Raw genomic sequence first — 19879 nt, forward strand, 5'->3', positions numbered from 1 at the left:
ATCACAACACCGCAACATAAGTCATTATGCCGCCTGCTTTTCTGACGCAGATCCCTCTTTTGGGTTAGAGGCCGCTTTTTTCGCTTTGCTTTCCGCCGGTGTCTTGAGGGTTTCCGCCGGCGATGCGCCGCGCAGAATCAGACCCAGCGCATCTTTATTTTCCGCCAGGAAGAAGCTCAGCCCTTCGCGCTGCTCGTCATCCAGGTTCAGCGGCGCCTGCAGCAGCCACTCCCCAAGGTTGTCCGCCAGATCCAGCATTTTGTCGTAGGCGTCGGCTTCTTTCTTGCTCGCGAAAGTCATTTTTTCCTCACCGTTTCTCACCACCACATATTTAACTTCAACCGCCATGCGTGCGTCCTCAAATACTCAAATTACTGTAATTATATACAGTATAAATAGATCGTGGCGGGAAGGCAAACCGCCGCCCGCCTTCGGCTTATTTCAGCAGCCGCACCTTGCAGCTTTTGCCTTTGATTTTGCCCTGCTGCAACTGTTGCAGCGCCTTGCGCGCGCTGGCTTTGCGGATCGCGACGTAGGCATGCACCGGGAACATGTCTATCTTGCCCACTTCCGCCGCCGTCAGCCCGGCGTCGCCGGTCAGCGCGCCAAGGATATCGCCGGGACGAATCTTCGCCTTGCGGCCGCCGTCGATGCACAGCGTCACCATTTCCGCCTCCAGCGAGCCGTTGGCCGCCCCGCTCAGCTCGGACACCGGCGACCAGTCGACGCTCATCTGCAGATAGTCTTCAATCGCGTGCGCACGCGCCATTTCCTGCGGCGTGCACAGGCTGATCGCCAGCCCGCTCATGCCGGCGCGGCCGGTGCGGCCGATACGGTGCACATGCACTTCGGGATCGAACGCCAGTTCGTAGTTGACCACCAGCTCCAGCTCTTTAATATCCAGCCCGCGTGCGGCGACGTCGGTCGCCACCAATACCCGGCAACTGCGGTTGGCGAAACGCACCAACACCTGGTCGCGGTCGCGCTGTTCCAGATCGCCATGCAGCGCCAGCGCGCTGATGCCGCGGGCCTCCAGGGCCTCAAGCACCGTCTGACAGTCGCGTTTGGTATTGCAGAACACCACGCAGGACGCAGGTTGATGATAGCGAATGGCCGACACCAGCAGCGCTGGGCGCTGATCGCGCGTAGTCTCATAAAAGCGTTGTTCGATGGAGGTCTGCGCTTCGCCATCGTCCACCTCGACGCTTAGCGGCTGGCGTTGAACGCGCGCGCTGATGCGCTCGATGCCTGCCGGGTACGTGGCGGAAAACAGCAACGTCTGACGTTGCGGCGGCGTATAGCTGATCACATCGTCAATGTCGTCGGCGAACCCCATGTCCAGCATGCGATCGGCCTCATCCAGCACCAGCACCTTCAGCTCGTCCAGCTGCAGCGTTTTCTTGCGCAGGTGTTCCTGGATACGGCCCGGCGTCCCCACCACGATGTGCGGCGCATGCACCAGCGAATCGAGCTGCGGCCCCATCGGTTGGCCGCCGCACAGCGTCAGAATTTTGATGTTTTGCGTGAAACGCGCCAAGCGACGCAGCTCTTTGCTCACCTGATCGGCCAACTCGCGGGTGGGACAGAGCACCAGCGCCTGTGTGGCAACCTGCGTAACGACGATGTTATTCAGCAAGCCAATGCCAAATGCCGCCGTTTTGCCGCTGCCGGTTTTCGCCTTGGCGCGCACGTCTCGCCCTTGCAGGATAGCGGGCAACGCGGCGGCCTGCACCGGCGTCATTTCGGCGTACCCCAGTTCGTTGAGGTTGGCCAACTGTTCGGCTGGCAGCGGCAGGGAAGAAAAAGAAACTGTGCTCACGGCGATAACTCTTATATGACGAATGGAATGGCGGCGCGCCCGCAGGTTGGCGCCGAATCAGCGGTAAATGATAACAGAGATGGGCGGCGTTACGGGCTGCGGGCATAAAAAAACCCGCCGGCGGCGGGTTTCTTGGCAACGCAGTCGTTAAATCGCAACGACGTTGGCTGCGGCAGGGCCACGTTGGCTGTCCTGGATGGAGAATTCAACCTGCTGGCCTTCAGCCAGGGTCTTGAAACCATCGCTAACGATAGCGGAAAAATGAACGAAAACGTCTTTAGAACCGTCGGCAGGCGTGATGAAGCCGAAGCCTTTGCTTTCGTTGAACCATTTAACGTGACCAGTGATCTTGCTCATTTGTGTTTCCTTTACTTGATAAACCTGCCTTGACGGCACGAGACGCGAAAACCTTGCTATATATAGGCCTTCTTTCGCCGTCGCTTATTAACGCACAATCGCCCAAGCAGGGCAAATATTTCTGCTTGTTATAAAAACAGTAAGTTAGCAACAAACCTGGCGTGGCGGCTGTGAACGCAATCGTTTTCGTATATACTGCCCGCCGATCATCAATCCGCTTACTTTCACCGATCCAGGTACGAAACTATGTTAACGATTGGAACCGCCCTGCGCCCTTCCGCCACCCGCGTCATGTTGCTCGGCTCCGGGGAGCTGGGTAAAGAAGTCGCCATTGAATGCCAGCGCCTCGGCCTGGAAGTGATCGCCGTCGATCGCTATGCCGACGCCCCCGCCATGCATGTGGCGCACCGCAGTCACGTCATCAATATGCTGGACGGCGACGCGCTGAAAGCCGTTATCGAACAAGAGCGGCCGGACTATATCGTTCCCGAAATCGAAGCGATCGCCACCGCCATGCTGGTCGAACTTGAACGTCAGGGCCACCGCGTGGTGCCCTGCGCCGAAGCCACGCGCCTGACCATGAACCGCGAAGGCATCCGCCGTCTGGCGGCGGAAGAACTTGGCCTGCCCACCTCCAGCTACCGCTTTGCCGACAGCGAAGCGACTTTCCGGCAAGCGGTCGAGCACATCGGCTACCCGTGCATCGTCAAACCGGTGATGAGTTCTTCCGGCAAAGGACAAAGCCTGATCCGCACGCCTGAGCAGCTGCAAAGCGCCTGGGATTACGCGCAACAGGGCGGACGCGCCGGCGGCGGCCGGGTGATCGTCGAAGGGTTGGTAAGATTTGATTTTGAAATTACGTTGCTGACCATCAGCGCCGTGGACGGCGTACATTTCTGCGAGCCGATCGGCCATCGTCAGGAAGACGGAGATTATCGCGAATCCTGGCAACCGCAGCGCATGTCAGCCACGGCGTTGAGCCGTGCTCAGGCTATCGCGGAGAAGGTGGTGAAAGCCCTGGGCGGGTTCGGACTGTTCGGCGTGGAGCTGTTCGTCTGCGGCGACGACGTGATCTTCAGCGAAGTATCTCCGCGGCCGCACGATACCGGCATGGTTACGTTGATCTCACAGGACCTGTCCGAGTTCGCCCTGCACGTTCGCGCGTTTCTCGGGTTGCCGATTGGCGCCATCCGCCAGTTCGGCCCTTCCGCTTCAGCGGTGATCCTGCCGCAGCTCACCAGTAGCGATGTGCGTTTCAGCAGCCTGGAAAATGCGCTGCGCGGGCACAACCAGCTGCGTCTGTTCGGCAAACCGGAGATCGCCGGGCAGCGTCGCCTGGGCGTGGCGCTGGCGACGGCGAGCACGACGGAACTGGCGGTGGAGCAAGCGAAACAAGCCGCCGCCGCCGTGGCGGTCAACGGCTGATACTCACGGGGCCGCTTGCGCGGCCCCGATAACGTCAATAGTCTTCGTCTTCTTCAGCATCGTCATCCGGCGACGCCTCCGGTGCGGCCTCATGCTGCTCGTCTTCATCATCGAACAGTACCGCAACCTGAGCGCCCTGATGCTTCTCGCGAATTTCCTGCGCAACGCGAGCAATGGCCTCACCGCTGCTCATGCCCTGCTCCATCAGTTGATGGATGCGATCCGCCGCTTCCTGCTGCTCCGCGTGATTCAGTAATGGCATACCTGCATGCATGTGTCGTTCTCTCCGGCAAAAGGGAGAAGGAGTATACGCGCTAACGCGGCGGATCCCAACGTCTGGTGCCTCAGGCCGGTTGCGAACAGCCGTTATCGTTGCGCCACTGCTTCAGGCGATGCCGCCACAGCATGACATGCCACCCCTGCTTCAGGCCGCGCGCATTGGCGAACATCGCTCTGTCGATGCCGCGCTGATAGAATTCTTCGGTGATCTGACTCTGAGCGGCCGGTTCCGGCTCACGACGAATGCTGTGGCAAATGCCCAGCGCTTCGCGGGTGATTTGCCAATGGAAAGCCGGACGAATGGCGACAGTGCCCGCATAGCGCTGATTGAGCCGCTCCAGCATTTCGACGATTTTCATATAGTGGCGTTGATACTCCACGTTCGCCTTACCGATGCGGCGACGGTTACTGATCGACTTGTCGTGCACCCGTTGACGGTACAGCGGCGTACTTAAATATTTGACCCGTTTGGCATTAAACATGACTTCCGTCGTCCAGGGAATATCCTGGTGATGTAATCCCGGCTCGAAATAAAGCCGATGCTGGCGAATAAAGTCGAGGCGATATATTGCCAGCCATACAACGTGAATAAACTTTCGCGATTTCAGCGCACGTTCAAACCACTGCACGCCGGTGATAACGTCGGTGGTGCGCAAACGCGCCTCAGGAAAAATCAGCTGCAATTCATCTTGGCTGGTAAAATAGCGTTCGCCATTACATTGCATCACGTCTAATTGATGTTGTTCCGCCTGTTCCAGCAGCGTGGAATACATCTCCGGCGCCAGCAAGTCGTCGGCATCGGGAAACGCCACATATTTGCCTTGGGCAACGGCAAGCCCGGCATTACGCGCGTTAGAAACACCGGCATTGGCCTGATCGATCACACGAATATGCGGATGAACCGCCGCGTAACGATGTGCGATCTCTCCTGAACCGTCAGTGGAACCATCATTGACGATGATCACCTCCAACCGTTGCTCACGCTGGGCCAGCAGCGAGGCCAGGAAAGGCTCCAATAACTCCCCCGCATTGTGCATCGGGACGATCACGCTCAGCATTAACGACATAGTCAGCTCTTCAATGATAATGTAACAAAATAATAATTTTATTTTTCTAAAAGGCTCATTCGGTCAGCGTACGCTTGGGATAGGCGTGAAACCTGCAAATTCCCGCGGTGACTAATGGGACCGAACCGGCCTTTCTTTCTCAAACCAGCGCCAGAAAAGCGCTGAGTAATTAAGCCATTAATTCCAAAGGGCGGCGACGTTGGCTAAAATCGGGCATAACAACATCTCTCCCGCTTCTAATAACAAGCAGAAATAATAAATTTATGAAATTAACGAATCTTTTTTTATATTTCTCGGGTATTGCGCCCTCGATAAATAGGCTTCCAGTGCATTTGATGTTAAATTTTTAACATATCGAAGTATAATCAATGGCGCAAAAAATGCCTTATTTCAGGTTTATTGAACTGCCGTTTATGTGAACTGTGCTGCATGTCGCGCATGGCAAAACATGCATGACGTGACCGTCTATGGCACACTAGCCGCCAGATATCGCCGTCCTCACAGCCAGGTTTATTGACGTTCATGAGCATAACCGCCCCAAACATAAAATCTTTGCCCTACAGCCGCCGTGCCCTGATGACGCTTTTCGCCCCGCTTTCATCGCAACCTTGGGCGATGCTGCTGCATTCGGGCTTCGCCGACCATTCGCATAACCGTTTCGATATCCTGGTCGCACAACCGCGCGTTACACTCACCACCCACGGTGCCGGCACGACAATTGAAAGTGACAGCGTCACCATTCAGTCGCAGGAAGATCCGTTCTCCCTGCTGCAGCAGCAACTGGCGGCGCAAGGCTGGCAGCCGGCGTTTAATCCGGACCTGCCGTTTCAGGGCGGAGCTCTGGGGCTGTTCGGCTACGATCTCGGGCGCCGGGTGGAAACCCTGCCGCAGTTGGCCGAAGCCGACCTCGCCTTGCCGGATATGGCAGTCGGCATTTATGACTGGGCAGTGATCGCCGACCACCAATTGCAAACCCTGACGCTGCTCAGCTATGGCGATGTCGAACAGCGCTGGCGCTGGCTCAATAGCCAAACTGCGCCTACAGAACGCCCTTTCACGCTGCTGAGCGACTGGCGCGCCAATATGAGCCGGCGGCAATACGGCGAGAAGTTCCAACGTATTCAGCACTACCTGCGCAGCGGCGACTGTTACCAAATTAATCTGGCACAACGGTTCTCCGCCGACTATCTGGGGGATGAATGGCAGGCGTTCCGCCGCCTGAGCGCCTGCAACCGCGCGCCATTCTCGGCCTTCCTGCGCTTGCCGCACAACAGCGTACTGAGCGTCTCTCCCGAGCGCTTCCTGTGGCTGGAGCAGCAACGCATCCAAACCCGCCCGATCAAGGGCACGCTGCCGCGGTTGGCGGACGCGGAACAGGACGCCGCGCAGGCTCGCCGTTTGGCCGATTCACCCAAGGATCGCGCTGAAAATCTGATGATCGTCGATCTGCTGCGCAACGATATCGGCCGCGTCGCCCAACCAGGCAGCGTACGGGTGCCGGAACTGTTCGCCGTGGAGCCGTTCCCCGCTGTGCATCACCTGGTGAGCACCATCACCGCGACCCTGCCAAATCATACCTCGGCGGCCGAACTGCTGCGCGCCTGCTTCCCCGGCGGTTCGATCACCGGCGCGCCCAAGGTGCGAGCGATGGAAATCATCGAAGAGCTGGAGCCGCAGCGCCGCAATGCCTATTGCGGCAGCATCGGTTACCTGAGCGCCTGCGGCACCATGGACACCAATATCACCATTCGCACGCTCGTCACCGAAAACGGTCGCATCCACTGCTCCGCCGGCGGCGGCATCGTGGCGGACAGCCAGGAGCAGGCGGAATACCAGGAGACCTTCGACAAGGTTGGCCGCATTTTGCCGCAGCTAGGGGAGTATGCCCTGTCGTGATCCCATCGAACTCACCGGCCTCACTGCACGCCTTTATCAGCCGCTTTCAACTGCAGTTGCCGCAGGCGACGCAGATTTCGCACAATGTGCGCCCGGCGGCGGTGCTGATCCCGATCGTCTGCCGCGCCGAGCCGACGCTGCTGTTGACCCGCCGTGCCGACTCGCTGCGCAAACATGCTGGTCAAGTGGCCTTCCCCGGCGGAAAAACCGACGCCGAAGACGGATCGGCGATCGTCACGGCGCTGCGAGAAGCGCAGGAAGAAGTGGCGATACCGCCGCAAGCGGTGACTGTCCTCGGCCAAATGGCGCCGCTCGACAGCAGCACTGGATTTCAGGTTACCCCTATCGTCGGCCTCATCCCGCCGGACGTGCAGTTCCACGCCAATGAAGGCGAAGTGGCGGACGTGTTCGAGATGCCCCTGTGGGAAGCGCTGACCCTGTCGCGTTACTATCCGCTGGATATTCATCGCGCCGGCCATACCCACCGCATCTACCTCTCCTGGTATCACAGCCAGTTTATCTGGGGGCTGACCGCCGCCATCATTCGGCGCCTGGCGCAACAGGTCAGTATTTAGCCCACATTACGTGATCTGACTCGCAATCTGGCACGGTTGCCGGCCTCCTCGGCGGGTAAAGCGATCGCTATCACTTCATTTGATCGCTTTTTCAACTACCGTTCCGTTTGAATGGTTTTAAAAAAACTGTAAACCCTCTCTTAAACCTTACGAAATACCTGTAAAATACCACCGTCCGAGATAAACCACTGTAGAAACAGGGATTAAGCCGGCGGCGTTCAGCACGGAAAGCTGGCGCGATTACCGCTAATGGAGCTTGGGCGAAAGCGGATACCCCGCACAAGGGTTCGCCCCGGGTAATCAGTAAAAAAAGCGACACCACGGATTATTTAATTTCATGCGAAAAAGGCAGCCGAACCCGCACGGCCCTTTTACAATATCGCTGTTCCCTGCGCGGTTTTTGACCGCCGCAGCCATAACAATACGTCTCTTTAAGGAGTTTTAGCGTGATTAGCGTTTTCGACATGTTTAAGATCGGCATCGGCCCGTCCAGCTCTCATACGGTTGGACCGATGAAAGCCGGCAAACAGTTTGTCGACGATCTGGTAAATAAAGGCCTGATGCCTTCTATCACGCGTGTTGCCGTAGACGTTTACGGCTCACTCTCATTGACCGGCAAAGGTCACCATACCGATATCGCCATCATTCTCGGCCTTGCCGGCAACATGCCGGACACCGTCGATATCGATAGCATTCCGGGTTTTATTCGCGATGTAGAACAACGTCAACGCCTGATGCTGGCCAACGGCCTGCATGAAGTCGATTTCCCTCGCGACGGCGGCATGGTCTTCCGCAGCGACAACCTGCCGCTGCACGAAAACGGCATGCAGATCCACGCCTTCGCCGGCGATAAAGAAGTGTACAGCAAGACCTATTACTCTATCGGCGGCGGTTTCATCGTCGACGAGGAGAATTTCGGCAAGGCCGCCGAGCAAGAACTGCAAATGCCATATCCGTTCAACTCCGCGCGCGAAATGCTCGACCACTGCCGCGAGACCGGCCTGTCGCTGTCCGGCATGGTGATGCAGAACGAACTGGCGCTGCACAGCAAGCAAGAGATCGAGACCTACTTCGGCAACGTATGGCAAACCATGCGCGCCTGTATCGATCGCGGTCTGAACACCGAAGGCGTACTGCCGGGGCCGCTGCGCGTACCGCGCCGTGCCTCCGCGCTGCGCCGCATGCTGGTGGCGTCGGACAAACTGTCCAGCGATCCGATGAACGTGATCGACTGGGTCAATATGTTCGCGCTGGCGGTTAACGAAGAAAACGCCGCCGGCGGCCGCGTGGTCACTGCGCCGACCAACGGCGCCTGCGGCATCGTGCCTGCGGTGCTGGCTTACTACGATCACTTCATCGAGTCCGTCAGCCCGGATATCTACATCCGCTACTTTATGGCGGCGGGTGCCATCGGCGCGTTGTACAAGATGAACGCCTCCATTTCCGGCGCCGAAGTCGGTTGCCAGGGTGAAGTCGGCGTTGCCTGCTCCATGGCGGCGGCCGGTCTGGCCGAACTGCTGGGCGGCAGCCCTGAGCAGGTCTGTGTGGCGGCGGAAATCGGCATGGAACACAACCTGGGTCTGACCTGTGACCCGGTCGCCGGCCAGGTGCAGGTGCCGTGCATCGAGCGCAACGCCATCGCCTCGGTCAAGGCGATCAACGCCGCCCGCATGGCCCTGCGCCGCACCAGCGAGCCGCGCGTTTCGCTGGATAAGGTGATCGAGACCATGTACGAAACCGGCAAAGACATGAACGCCAAGTACCGCGAAACGTCACGCGGCGGCCTGGCAATCAAGGTGCAATGCGACTGACAGACAACCCCGCCATCCGGCGGGGTTTTTTATGGGTAATCAATTCATTGGCCGCTTTTTGTGACAATGTCACCAGAAAAAATCCTGCATTTCTCTCATCGATCCGGCGGTTAGCCTGCAAATTGACCTTCTGTTTTGCCAAATCGAAATAATTTACTGAGTTACCATCAATCTTGTATAACCTCAGGCTAGAATTAGCCGAGCGCAACTTAAGGATCTATGACCTGACCGTGACTCGGGGCTGGATTACCGAACAAGGATTTACCGGATGTTGATGACCCACCTCGCCGCGTCCCGATATCGTTATTACCGTTGGCTGCTGGCCGGAGCGGTGGGCGCGGCTATTCTGTTGGTATCGCTGTATACCCGTTATTATCAAGAGGTCAAAAGTATCGAGCTGAGCCAACAGACATTGGCCACCCGCACCGTCGGCAAGCTCAACCAGTTGCTGACACCGGCTCAGCTGCAGGCAGAGCGCAGCATGGACATGCTGGACCAGCCCTGCGAGAACGTTTCGTCGACCCTGCGCTTTCGCGCCGCGCAGAATCAGGCGCTACGCGCCATGTTGCTGGTAAAAAACGGCATTATTTACTGCTCCAGCCTGTTTGGTTCCCGTCATTATCAGCTGGCCGCGGTCATGCCGACCTTCGTCAACAGCAACGCCAGGCTGGCGCTGCGCCCCTCGCTGGCGGTGAGCAAAGGCCTGCCCACGCTGGTGATGTGGACGCCATCCCCCCGCGATAAAACCAGTGGCGTGCTGCACGTGTTTAATATCGAGCTGCTGTCCAACTTTTTACTCGAGCCGCAGGAACCTTACGTTCAGCGCGTGGTGCTGAACGTGGCTGACAGCAGCCTGGAATACGGCCGACGCGAAATCCTGAGCCGCGACACCCTGACCAACGATCTGCGCTACACCGCCGGCTCTGCGCTATACCCGTTCTCGATTTCGCTGTTCGGCCCGCAGATCGGCATGCTGGCGCTTTCCGCACTGCCGCGCCATATCCCGCTGGCGCTGCTGATCAGCCTGTTGGCCGCCTATGTGGTCTATCTGCTCACCGCTAACCGCATGAGCCTGTCTTATCACATCGGCCATGCCATCACCCATCGTGAGTTCCGCGTCTATTGCCAGCCCATCATTCATAGCGACACCGGGCGCTGCGCCGGCGTCGAAATGCTGCTGCGCTGGAAAAAGAAGCGTCAAGGGTGGATCTCCCCCGACGTGTTTATTCCGCTGGCCGAGCAGCATGAGCTGATCATTCCGCTGACCCGTTATCTGATGAACACCGTGACGGAAAATCTGCAGCTGTTCCCGCCGCGACCGTCGTTCTACATCAGCATCAACGTCGCCGCCGAACACTTTAAAACGCTCAACATCATCGACGATATCCGCCGGATTTGGCTGCCGGCGCATCCGATGCCGTCACTGATGCTGGAGCTGACCGAGCGCACCGCGCTGTCGGCGATCCAGCATGACCAGATCCGGACGCTGAAAGACATGGGGATCATGCTGGCCATCGACGATTTCGGCACCGGCCACAGCTCGCTGAGCTACCTGAAGAACCTTAGCCCCGACGTGTTAAAGATCGACCGCGGGTTTACCGCGGCCATCGGCACCGACGCGGTCAACGCCACGGTGACCGATACCATCATTACGCTGGCGCAGCGGCTGAAACTGAAGCTGGTGGCTGAGGGGGTAGAAACGGCGGAACAGGCCGACTATCTGCGCTCACGCGAGGTCAATGCCCTGCAGGGGTATTATTTTGCCAAGCCGATGCCGATCCACGTTTTCCCGCTGTGGTTGCAGCAGTACGAATCGCGCGTGAGGAAAACGGAAGAGCATCCGCCGGAGGCCTAAGCCTCCGACGGGTGGGTTACGAATGCGCCGGTTCGTCGAAGACGGCGCGGGTGACACGCACCAACTCGATGCGATAGTCGGAGACCTCGACAATATCGAAACGCAGGTGGTTCAGTTCAATGGTGTCCCCCACCACCGGCATCTGGCCGTAGTGGGCTAACAGCAGCCCCGCCAGAGTGGCGTAGTCTGCGGTTGGGCTGACCAGGTCGTCACAGGCCAGCGCCTGTTCCAGCGAGTGCAGGTCGGTCCCGCCCTTGACCAGCCAGCCGTCGCCTTCCGCCACGATGTCCGGCGTTTCATCTTCGTCCGGAAACTCGCCGGCGATCGCTTCCAGCACGTCCAGCGGCGTCACCAGCCCCTGCACCACGCCGAACTCGTTGGTGACCACCACCAGGCGCCCTTTGGCGCGGCGCAGCACCGCCAGCAGCTTGATGACATCCATGGTTTCCGGCACCACGATCGGCGGCGTGCGCGCGGCAAACTCGGCGATATCTTCCCCTTGCTCCAGCGCCACCAGCAGATCCTTGGCGCGTACCACGCCGACGATCTCATCCACCGAGTCGCGACACACCGGGAACAGGCTGTGCGGCGTATCCAGCAACTGTGCGCGCACCTCCTCACGGGAGCGCTCGCAGTCGACCCAGGAGATATCCGTGCGCGGCGTCATCACGCTGCGCAATGAGCGCGAGGCCAGCGTCAGCACGCCGCTGATCATATAACGCTCTTCCGCCGCAAAGGTTTCATCCCGCGGCAAGGCGACCTCATCGTCCGCCTGCTGCGCGCGCTGCTGCCCCATCAGGCGCATGATCGCTTCCGCGGTGCGCTCGCGCATCGGGCGACGCGCCTGATGCTTGATGAAGTTGCGACGCGCGATCTGATTGAACAATTCAATCAGGATCGAGAAGCCGATCGCGGCGTACAGATAGCCTTTAGGAATATGCAAGCCGAAGCCTTCGGCGATCAGGCTCAGACCGATCATCAACAGGAAGCTCAGGCACAGCACCACAATAGTCGGGTGCGCGTTGACGAAGTTGGTCAACGGTTTGGACGCCAGCAGCATCACCGCCATCGCGATCACCACCGCCGCCATCATCACCGGCAGATCGTTCACCATGCCTACGGCGGTAATCACCGCATCGAGCGAAAACACCGCGTCCAGGATCACGATTTGCACCACCACCGCCCAGAACTTGGCGTAACCGCGGTTGGCGCCATCCTGGTGCGTCTGCCCTTCCAGCCGTTCATGCAGCTCCATGGTGGCCTTGAACAGCAGGAATACCCCGCCGAACAGCAGGATAAGATCGCGGCCGGAGAAGCTGAAATCGCCGACGCTGAACAGCGGCGTGGTCAGGGTTACCATCCAGGAGATCACCGACAGCAGGCCCAAACGCATCAGCAACGCCAGCGACAGACCGATGACGCGCGCCTTATCGCGCTGCTTAGGCGGCAGTTTGTCGGCCAAAATGGCGATGAACACCAGGTTGTCGATGCCCAACACGATTTCCAGCACCACCAGCGTAAGCAACCCCGCCCAAATAGAGGGGTCCATTAAAAATTCCATATCAGACTCCAGAGAAAAGTGGGAATGAGCGCACGCCGCTCAAACGTGACGATGCCGCCGCTGCATGGGCGCAGTCGACAATAGCAAAGTGACGGGATGGGATTACCGGGAGATGGCCGAAGGGCCGAACAGCATATGCAACGCCAGCAGGTGGCGGGTGAAACCTGGAAAAACAGTTACTTCGGTGACAGTCCATAGGGAGGGCTGAGGCCCTTCACTCCTTAGTGATGAAAGAGGAAATTACTGTATCAGGATTTTTCTGGGGGACAAAGCGGCTTTTTCAACGGCGGTTTAGGGTGACGCCACGCCATATCGTCTGCGACAGCTAAGATTTCTCCGAGCATTCAATAGCGGAGCAGCGTCACAAAAAATATTTTTTCACTCACTAAAATAAATCTCGCGTTCGTGAAGTATCACGCACAGGCATTTGAAACTGCGTGAGAAATGTTAGGCGTGCGTTTCTTTTTTTCTACCATAATGTATCTGAACCGCGGAAGTGACTGCCAAGACGGCGCGGAGAAACGACACAAACCGCGTCTGGAGTTCAACGAGGAGGTAGCGAGTGGCAATAGCTATTATCATCGGCACACACGGGGCTGCAGCGGAACAACTGCTGAAAACGGCGGAGATGCTATTGGGCGAGCAGGACAACGTCGCCTTTATAGACTTCGTTCCCGGTGAGAATGCCGAAACGTTAATCGTCAAGTACAACGAGAAAATCAGTGGATTGGATACCAGCGGCGGCGTGCTGTTCCTGGTGGATACCTGGGGCGGCAGCCCGTTCAACGCCGCCAGCCGCATTGCGGTCGACAAAGAAAACTATGAGGTCGTCACCGGGGTCAACATCCCGATGCTGGTGGAAACCTTCATGGCGCGGGACGACAACCCCGCTTTCGATGAACTGGTGGCGCTGGCGTTGGAAACCGGCCGAGAAGGCGTGAAAGCGCTGAAAAAACCGCAGGAAGAACCCGCAAAACCCGCAGCTCCCGTCGCCAAAGCCGCTGCCCCTCAGGCGCCGTTGGGGCCGAACGACCACATGAAAATCGGCCTGGCGCGCATCGATGATCGCTTAATCCACGGCCAGGTCGCTACCCGCTGGACCAAAGAGACCAACGTCAGCCGTATTATCGTCGTCAGCGATGAAGTCGCCGCCGACCATGTGCGCAAAACCCTGCTGACTCAGGTTGCCCCGCCGGGCGTCACTGCCCACGTGGTGGACGTGGCGAAGGCTATCCGCGTCTGGAACAACCCCAAATACGCCAACGACCGCGTGATGCTGTTGTTTACCAATCCGACCGACGTCTGGCGTCTGGTGGAGGGCGGCGTGGATATTCAATCCGTCAATATCGGCGGCATGGCGTTCCGCCAGGGGAAAACCCAGGTGAACAACGCCGTTTCCGTCGATGAAAAAGATATCGAAGCGTTTAAGAAACTGAACGATCGCGGTATCGAGCTGGAGGTGCGTAAGGTCTCGTCCGACAGCCGGCTAAAAATGATGGACCTGATTAACAAACTCAATTAGTGGCGCCAGCCGCTGATTATTTTACTCAGAGCTTTTTTGGTCATAGGAGAAGTGCAATGGAGATCACCACTCTTCAGATTGTGCTGATATTTATCGTTGCCTGTATCGCCGGGATGGGTTCCGTCCTCGACGAGTTCCAGTTCCACCGTCCGCTGGTCGCCTGTACCCTGATCGGCTTCATTCTCGGCGATATGAAAACCGGCATCATCATCGGCGGTACGCTGGAAATGATCGCGCTCGGCTGGATGAACATCGGCGCGGCGGTCGCGCCGGATGCCGCCCTGGCGTCCATCATCTCGACCATCCTGGTCATTGCCGGTGGGCAAAGCGTCGGCGCCGGTATCGCCCTGGCCATTCCGCTGGCGGCGGCCGGCCAGGTGTTAACCATCATCGTGCGAACCCTCACCGTGGCCTTCCAGCACGCAGCGGACAGCGCGGCGGAGCGCGGCAGCCTGCGCGCCATTAGCTGGATCCATGTCGGTGCCCTGCTGCTGCAGGCGATGCGTATCGCCATCCCGGCGGTCATCGTCGCCATCTCGGTGGGCACCGCTGGGGTGCACGCCCTGCTCAACTCGATCCCGGAAGTGGTCACCAGCGGCCTGAACATCGCCGGTGGCATGATCGTGGTGGTCGGTTACGCAATGGTGATTAACATGATGCGCGCCGGCTACCTGATGCCGTTCTTCTATCTCGGTTTCGTTACCGCCGCCTTCACCAACTTCAACCTGGTGGCGCTCGGCGTCATCGGCGTGGTGATGGCCGTGCTGTATATCCAGCTCAGCCCGAAATACAACAAGTCTCAGGTTGTCCAGGCCGGCCCGGCTAACGCGAACGATCTCGATAACGAACTCGACTAGGAATAGGTGAGAGAAATGGTTGATACGACTGCTCAAAAGAAACTCACGCCGGCCGATATTCGCGGCGTATTCCTGCGTTCGAACCTGTTCCAGGGTTCATGGAACTTCGAACGCATGCAGGCGCTGGGTTTTTGTTTCTCGATGGTGCCGGTGATCCGTCGCCTGTATCCGGAAAACAATGACGATCGCAAACAGGCGATCAAGCGTCACCTGGAGTTCTTCAACACCCACCCTTACGTGGCGGCGCCGGTGCTCGGCGTGACCATGGCGATGGAAGAGCAACGCGCCAACGGCGCGCCGATCGACGACGCCGCAATCAACGGCATCAAGGTCGGTTTGATGGGGCCTCTAGCGGGCGTCGGTGACCCGATCTTCTGGGGCACCGTGCGGCCGGTATTCGCCGCGCTTGGGGCGGGCATCGCCATGAGCGGCAGCCTGCTTGGACCGATCCTGTTCTTCGTGCTGTTCAACCTGGTGCGCCTGCTGACCCGCTACTACGGCGTGGCCTACGGTTACCGCAAAGGGGTCGATATCGTCAACGACATGGGCGGCGGCTTCCTGCAGAAACTGACGGAAGGAGCGTCCATTCTCGGCCTGTTTGTCATGGGGGCGCTGGTCAACAAGTGGACGCACGTGAATATCCCGCTGGTGGTGTCCAAGATAACCGACCAGACCGGGCATACCAACGTCACCACGGTGCAGACCATCCTCGATCAGTTGATGCCGGGCCTGGTGCCGTTGCTGCTGACCTTCGCCTGTATGTGGCTGCTGCGCAAGAAAGTCAACGCGCTGTGGATCATTATCGGCTTCTTCGTCATTGGCATCTTTGGCTATTGGATTGGCCTGCTGGGCCTGTAATCGTTCGAAACGGCCGGGGGGCAACCCCCGGCTTTTTTATGTGTGGAGCAAGAGATGTCACTGACCGACGCCGTACTGATGCTGTTTATCGCCCTGCTGTTGCTGTATTCGCTGTATGACGAATTCGGCATGGATCTGCTGAAAGGCAAAACGCGGCTCAAAGTGCCGCTCAAACGCCGTAACCGCCTCGACAGCCTGATTTTCGTCGGCCTGATCGCCATTCTGATTTACCGCAATGTCACCGACAACGGCGCGGTATTAACCACCTATCTGCTTATTTCTTTGGCGCTGCTCGCTATCTATGTTTCTTATATTCGCGCGCCCAAGATGGTGTTTAAAGCGCACGGATTTTTCTTCGCCAATGTGTTTGTCGAATATAACCGCATTAAAGCCATGAATTTATCGGAGGACGGCATTCTGGCCGTCGACCTGGAACAGCGCCGGCTGTTGGTTCAGGTGACGCACTTGGACGACCTGGAGAAGATTTACCACTTTTTCATTGATAATCAATAAATAAAGAAAAACTCATTTTACTTTCGCTCAAACCTTGCGCTGCTTGTGGATAATTAATCGGCAGCGCCATTTCCTTTCTGACTATTATTTCCGCAACATTGTTACCCGCGTCTACATTATATTCCCCCATGAACTCAGATTAATGAAAACGAGTCTCAATTAAGAACAAAAACCACGCCAGAATAAAGTTGTCGGCACCGGAAATAATATGGTATGGTTGCGCCGTCATTGGGGAGTAGCCGGTTTCTGGAGAATAAAAACCAGAAACGCCCGTATCAACATACTCGTTTCGCCGTATGAAACGTGGTGCGGGCAGCCAGGTAAGGTTGGCGAGACCATAGACACGTAACTCCGTCGTTTGGTTGGGGGTGGGTTACGTGTATATGGAGCCACCCGGCCGAGGCTATTTCACATGAACCTTTCAGCAACGCTTATTCTCGCTTTCGGCATGTCCATGGATGCTTTCGCCGCTTCGATCGGCAAAGGTGCCAGTCTGCATCAACCGCGCTTTCGCGAAGCGATCCGCACCGGCCTGATCTTCGGCGTGGTCGAAGCGATCACCCCGCTCATCGGTTGGGCCATCGGCCTGTTCGCCAGCCAATACATCATGGAATGGGATCACTGGGTCGCCTTCTCGCTGCTGTTTATTCTCGGCATGCGCATGATCGTCGAAGGGGTGCGCAACAGGCCCGACGAAGAAGAGAAGGTCAAACGTCATGGTTTCTGGTTGCTGGTGGCCACCGCCATCGCCACCAGCCTCGACGCCATGGCGATCGGCGTCGGTCTGGCCTTCCTGCAGGTGAACATCGTGCACACCGCGATGGCCATCGGCTGCGCCACCATGATCATGGCGACCCTGGGCATGATGATCGGCCGCTTTATCGGCCCGCTGCTGGGCAAACGCGCCGAAATCCTCGGCGGCGTGGTGTTGATCGGTATCGGCGTCAACATCCTGCTGGAGCACCTCGGCTACCTGGCCTGAGGTGACTGAACTGCAAAAAAACCTGCCGCGGCAGGTTTTTTTGTTTCTGAGTTCAAGGCCCCTTAAGCGCGACGTCGGTACAACGCCAGCACGAAATCCGTCTCGCACACAAACTCGCCGCCCTCGGCCAACCGCTGTTGCACCTCCGGCGTAGCGCGCCAGGCGAACGGCGTCATCTGCAGCAGATTGGCGGCCTGCGCGCCCGGTAGGGTCATCGTATAGGCCAGCGCCTCTTTGCGCTCGCAGTCGAATCCGTCGAACTGTTCATCCTGTTCGGCATGCAGCTGCACCTGCTGGTACACCTGCTCTTTCAGCTGGTACAGATGACGCGGGCCCGGCGACACCGTCAGCACCACGCCGCCCGGCTTCACTACTCGCGCCAGCTCCTCCGCCTTGCAGGGTGCATAAATGCGCAAGACCGCATCCAGCGCCCCGTCGGCGAACGGCAAACGGTGACTGGAGGCAACGCAGAACGAGACCGCCGGATAACGTTTAGCGGCATAGCGGATCGCCACCTTGGCGACATCCAGCCCATAGACCGCCATAGTGCGCTCCTGCGCCAGCCTGGCGGCCACGGCGGCGGTGTAATACCCTTCCCCACAGCCGATATCCAATAACGTGCCTGCATCGGCCGCCAGCGCCAAATCCAGCCACTCGGCCACCTGCGCTTGCAACGGCTGATAATATCCACCGTCGAGAAACGCTCGCCGCGCCTGCATCATTTCCGCGCTGTCTCCCGGCTGCTTCGATCGTTTGTGCTGCACCGGCAGCAGATTCACGTAGCCTTCTTTGGCTTGATCGAACTGATGATTGCCGTCACAACGCCAGTGTTGTGATGAAAAATACAGCGGTTGATGACACAGAGGGCATTGATAAGACATGAATGGGCTTCCAGAAAGACAGGGCGCGGCTAGTCTAAAGAAGGCGTCGGCTTGATGCAAGGCGCATCCCCGCTCGCTTTCGCCGCCAACAACACCTGGCCAAGCGGGGAAAAAGCTGGCTACACTGAGAGTCTGTTTTCTCACGCAGGTGAACATAACTTATGAGCGATCGTTCCGCGCTGCTCGATGCGGTGCCCCATATTCAGCACGGCTTCGGCAGCAAACTCGCGCTGCTACCCGGGCACCTGCTGCCCTACAGCGCCACATTGCCGGAAAAGAAGCAGGTGCACGGCACCCGCATCGTCGACGTGCTGCAGCCGGCGCAGGCGTGCGGTGAAGCCGATGGTTTCTACACTCGCCAGCCCGGCATTCTGCTCAGCGTACTGACGGCGGATTGCCTGCCGGTGCTGTTCAGCCGCCGTGACGGCGGCGCCATCGCAGCGGTTCACGCCGGCTGGCGCGGACTGCTTGACGGCATTCTGGAACAGATGGCAGCGCGCATTCGCCAGGACGGCGGCACCGCCGATTGGGTCGTCTCCATCGGCCCTGCCGCCGGCCCGTGCTGCTACGAAGTCGATGAAGCGCTGGTGGAAAGTTTTAAACAGCGCCTGCCGCTGCCCGCCACGCTGATCAGCCCGCATTACCGGCATCTGGATCTGGCCGCAATTGCCGAATACAAGCTGGCGGCGCTCGGCTTCGCCGCCGTTGACCGCGCCGGCAGTTGCACCATCTGCACGCCGGACGTCGACCCGCAGCGGCCGCAGCGCTTCAAATACACCAGCTATCGCCGCAACAGCCACCGGCGCGCGCAGGATCCGACGCATCCGGGGATCAAAGGCCGCAACCAGTACGCCGGCATCATCATCGCCGCCGGATAACGGAAACGAAAAAGCCCGCGCGAAGGCGGGCTTTTTGTACAGCTGACGCTGATTAGATAGCAGTAACGTTTACTGCAGATGGGCCTTTCTGGCCATCTTGGATTTCGAACTCAACGTTCTGGCCTTCAGCCAGGGTTTTGAAGCCGTTACCCTGGATTGCAGAGAAGTGTACGAACACGTCTTTGCTGCCGTCAGCCGGGGTGATGAAACCGAAACCTTTAGACTCGTTGAACCACTTAACTTGACCTTTGATCTTTGCCATCTTGAGTATTTCCTTTGGATTGTTTAAACCGCCCGAGGGCGTTACATAGACAAACTAGAGTCGTTACTGCTTGAGGCACTAAGATAAGGATCGGCAGAGAAGCGGTATTCAACGCTAACGTCTTTACTCAGAACTTCTTTACTGAAAATGCCACACATATACAGAACTGTACCTCGTTTTACCCAGATGCGTTATCACATACTCTGTATGCGATGGCAAGCCATTTTTAATCACTGAACGACATGTCGCACATATTTGAAACGGTCGAGCGCCACATTTGCTTAAATAGGCCAAAAGATGTTGAAGCATCGGCTATTTTCTGCTTGCCAAAATCACTGCGCCAGACCCCGCATTCTGCTGGAGTTTTAACAAAACTTTCATCGTATTGACGCTTTTCCGTCTCATCATTTCCGCTTTTTTGCCGCTTATAGCGTTAAAAAATTTGAATCTTTATGGAATTTGATATGCAACATCTGAATAT

20 protein-coding genes and 1 riboswitch are annotated in these 19879 nt (G+C 57.9%); of the genes, 11 read left to right on the plus strand and 9 right to left on the minus strand.

The window, feature by feature from the left end; translation table 11 throughout:
- Nucleotides 1-24: 24 nt before the first annotated feature.
- The 3 genes from ACP39K_RS02870 to cspE (ACP39K_RS02880) all read right to left on the minus strand — a co-directional run bounded on the left by ACP39K_RS02870 (nt 25) and on the right by cspE (ACP39K_RS02880) (nt 2176).
- Nucleotides 25-348 carry a YebG family protein gene (locus ACP39K_RS02870; protein WP_033640085.1) on the minus strand — a complete coding sequence of 108 codons (324 nt, stop codon included), beginning with the start codon at nt 346-348 and terminating at the stop codon, nt 25-27.
- An 88-nt stretch (nt 349-436) separates the two neighbouring features.
- The gene (gene dbpA, locus ACP39K_RS02875; RefSeq protein WP_028127486.1) at nt 437-1819 is read right to left on the minus strand and encodes an ATP-dependent RNA helicase DbpA; all 1383 of its coding nucleotides are present in this window, start codon (nt 1817-1819) and stop codon (nt 437-439) included.
- 147 nt (nt 1820-1966) lie between these two features.
- Nucleotides 1967-2176: a transcription antiterminator/RNA stability regulator CspE gene (cspE, locus tag ACP39K_RS02880; RefSeq protein ID WP_004927572.1), complete on the minus strand. Its 210-nt coding sequence runs from the start codon at nt 2174-2176 to the stop codon at nt 1967-1969.
- Nucleotides 2177-2422: 246 nt separating this feature from the next.
- On the opposite strand from cspE (ACP39K_RS02880), the gene purT reads away from it, so the two are divergent.
- A complete protein-coding gene (gene purT, locus ACP39K_RS02885; protein WP_049299172.1) occupies nt 2423-3601 on the plus strand; it encodes a formate-dependent phosphoribosylglycinamide formyltransferase in 1179 nt (392 codons plus the stop codon).
- Between the two features lie 34 nt (nt 3602-3635).
- On the opposite strand, the gene ACP39K_RS02890 is transcribed toward purT, so the two are convergent.
- Both ACP39K_RS02890 and ACP39K_RS02895 read right to left on the minus strand, forming a co-directional pair.
- Nucleotides 3636-3875: a YoaH family protein gene (locus ACP39K_RS02890; protein ID WP_033640082.1), complete on the minus strand. Its 240-nt coding sequence runs from the start codon at nt 3873-3875 to the stop codon at nt 3636-3638.
- Between the two features lie 70 nt (nt 3876-3945).
- Nucleotides 3946-4947, minus strand: a complete 1002-nt coding sequence (locus ACP39K_RS02895; RefSeq protein ID WP_028127489.1) for a glycosyltransferase — start codon at nt 4945-4947, stop codon at nt 3946-3948.
- Nucleotides 4948-5469: 522 nt separating this feature from the next.
- Here ACP39K_RS02895 and pabB point away from each other — a divergent pair.
- From pabB to ACP39K_RS02915, 4 genes are all read left to right on the plus strand, one after another.
- Nucleotides 5470-6843, plus strand: coding sequence for an aminodeoxychorismate synthase component 1 (gene pabB / locus ACP39K_RS02900; protein ID WP_497008282.1), 1374 nt, complete (start codon nt 5470-5472; stop codon nt 6841-6843).
- Nucleotides 6840-7418, plus strand: a complete 579-nt coding sequence (locus tag ACP39K_RS02905; RefSeq protein ID WP_497008283.1) for a CoA pyrophosphatase — start codon at nt 6840-6842, stop codon at nt 7416-7418. The genes pabB and ACP39K_RS02905 overlap by 4 nt, the downstream gene beginning before the upstream one ends.
- A gap of 446 nt (nt 7419-7864) precedes the next feature.
- Nucleotides 7865-9229, plus strand: a complete 1365-nt coding sequence (sdaA, locus tag ACP39K_RS02910) for an L-serine ammonia-lyase (RefSeq protein WP_004927589.1) — start codon at nt 7865-7867, stop codon at nt 9227-9229.
- Between the two features lie 268 nt (nt 9230-9497).
- Nucleotides 9498-11084, plus strand: a complete 1587-nt coding sequence (locus tag ACP39K_RS02915; protein WP_048796580.1) for an EAL domain-containing protein — start codon at nt 9498-9500, stop codon at nt 11082-11084.
- Nucleotides 11085-11100: 16 nt separating this feature from the next.
- On the opposite strand, the gene ACP39K_RS02920 is transcribed toward ACP39K_RS02915, so the two are convergent.
- Complete coding sequence (locus ACP39K_RS02920; RefSeq protein WP_016927405.1) at nt 11101-12645, minus strand: TerC family protein; 1545 nt, start codon at nt 12643-12645, stop codon at nt 11101-11103.
- 562 nt (nt 12646-13207) lie between these two features.
- Between ACP39K_RS02920 and manX the strand changes: the two genes are divergently transcribed.
- The 5 genes from manX to mntP all read left to right on the plus strand — a co-directional run bounded on the left by manX (nt 13208) and on the right by mntP (nt 17377).
- Nucleotides 13208-14167 carry a PTS mannose transporter subunit IIAB gene (gene manX, locus ACP39K_RS02925; protein ID WP_004927601.1) on the plus strand — a complete coding sequence of 320 codons (960 nt, stop codon included), beginning with the start codon at nt 13208-13210 and terminating at the stop codon, nt 14165-14167.
- A gap of 56 nt (nt 14168-14223) precedes the next feature.
- Entirely contained in the window at nt 14224-15024 is an 801-nt protein-coding gene (locus ACP39K_RS02930) for a PTS mannose/fructose/sorbose transporter subunit IIC (RefSeq protein WP_015378156.1), read from the plus strand.
- 15 nt (nt 15025-15039) lie between these two features.
- On the plus strand, nt 15040-15882 hold the full coding sequence (locus ACP39K_RS02935; RefSeq protein ID WP_015378157.1) for a PTS mannose transporter subunit IID: 843 nt from the start codon (nt 15040-15042) through the stop codon (nt 15880-15882).
- Between the two features lie 54 nt (nt 15883-15936).
- Nucleotides 15937-16395 (plus strand): DUF986 family protein, encoded by a 459-nt coding sequence (locus ACP39K_RS02940; RefSeq protein WP_016927403.1) that lies wholly within the window; start codon nt 15937-15939, stop codon nt 16393-16395.
- 218 nt (nt 16396-16613) lie between these two features.
- Nucleotides 16614-16796, plus strand: a riboswitch (yybP-ykoY riboswitch).
- Nucleotides 16797-16807: 11 nt separating this feature from the next.
- Nucleotides 16808-17377, plus strand: a complete 570-nt coding sequence (mntP, locus tag ACP39K_RS02945) for a manganese efflux pump MntP (RefSeq protein ID WP_025159822.1) — start codon at nt 16808-16810, stop codon at nt 17375-17377.
- Nucleotides 17378-17439: 62 nt separating this feature from the next.
- On the opposite strand, the gene rlmA is transcribed toward mntP, so the two are convergent.
- A complete protein-coding gene (gene rlmA, locus ACP39K_RS02950) occupies nt 17440-18258 on the minus strand; it encodes a 23S rRNA (guanine(745)-N(1))-methyltransferase (protein WP_033640078.1) in 819 nt (272 codons plus the stop codon).
- A 161-nt stretch (nt 18259-18419) separates the two neighbouring features.
- Between rlmA and pgeF the strand changes: the two genes are divergently transcribed.
- Complete coding sequence (gene pgeF / locus ACP39K_RS02955) at nt 18420-19136, plus strand: peptidoglycan editing factor PgeF (RefSeq protein WP_033640077.1); 717 nt, start codon at nt 18420-18422, stop codon at nt 19134-19136.
- A 52-nt stretch (nt 19137-19188) separates the two neighbouring features.
- Here pgeF and cspE (ACP39K_RS02960) read toward each other — a convergent pair whose 3' ends face one another.
- Nucleotides 19189-19398 (minus strand): transcription antiterminator/RNA stability regulator CspE, encoded by a 210-nt coding sequence (gene cspE, locus ACP39K_RS02960; protein ID WP_002221949.1) that lies wholly within the window; start codon nt 19396-19398, stop codon nt 19189-19191.
- Nucleotides 19399-19439: 41 nt separating this feature from the next.
- On the minus strand, nt 19440-19556 hold the full coding sequence (locus tag ACP39K_RS02965; RefSeq protein WP_002211058.1) for a DUF2627 domain-containing protein: 117 nt from the start codon (nt 19554-19556) through the stop codon (nt 19440-19442).
- Nucleotides 19557-19879: the final 323 nt, after the last annotated feature.

The organism is Serratia sp. EC4 (assembly GCF_059652115.1).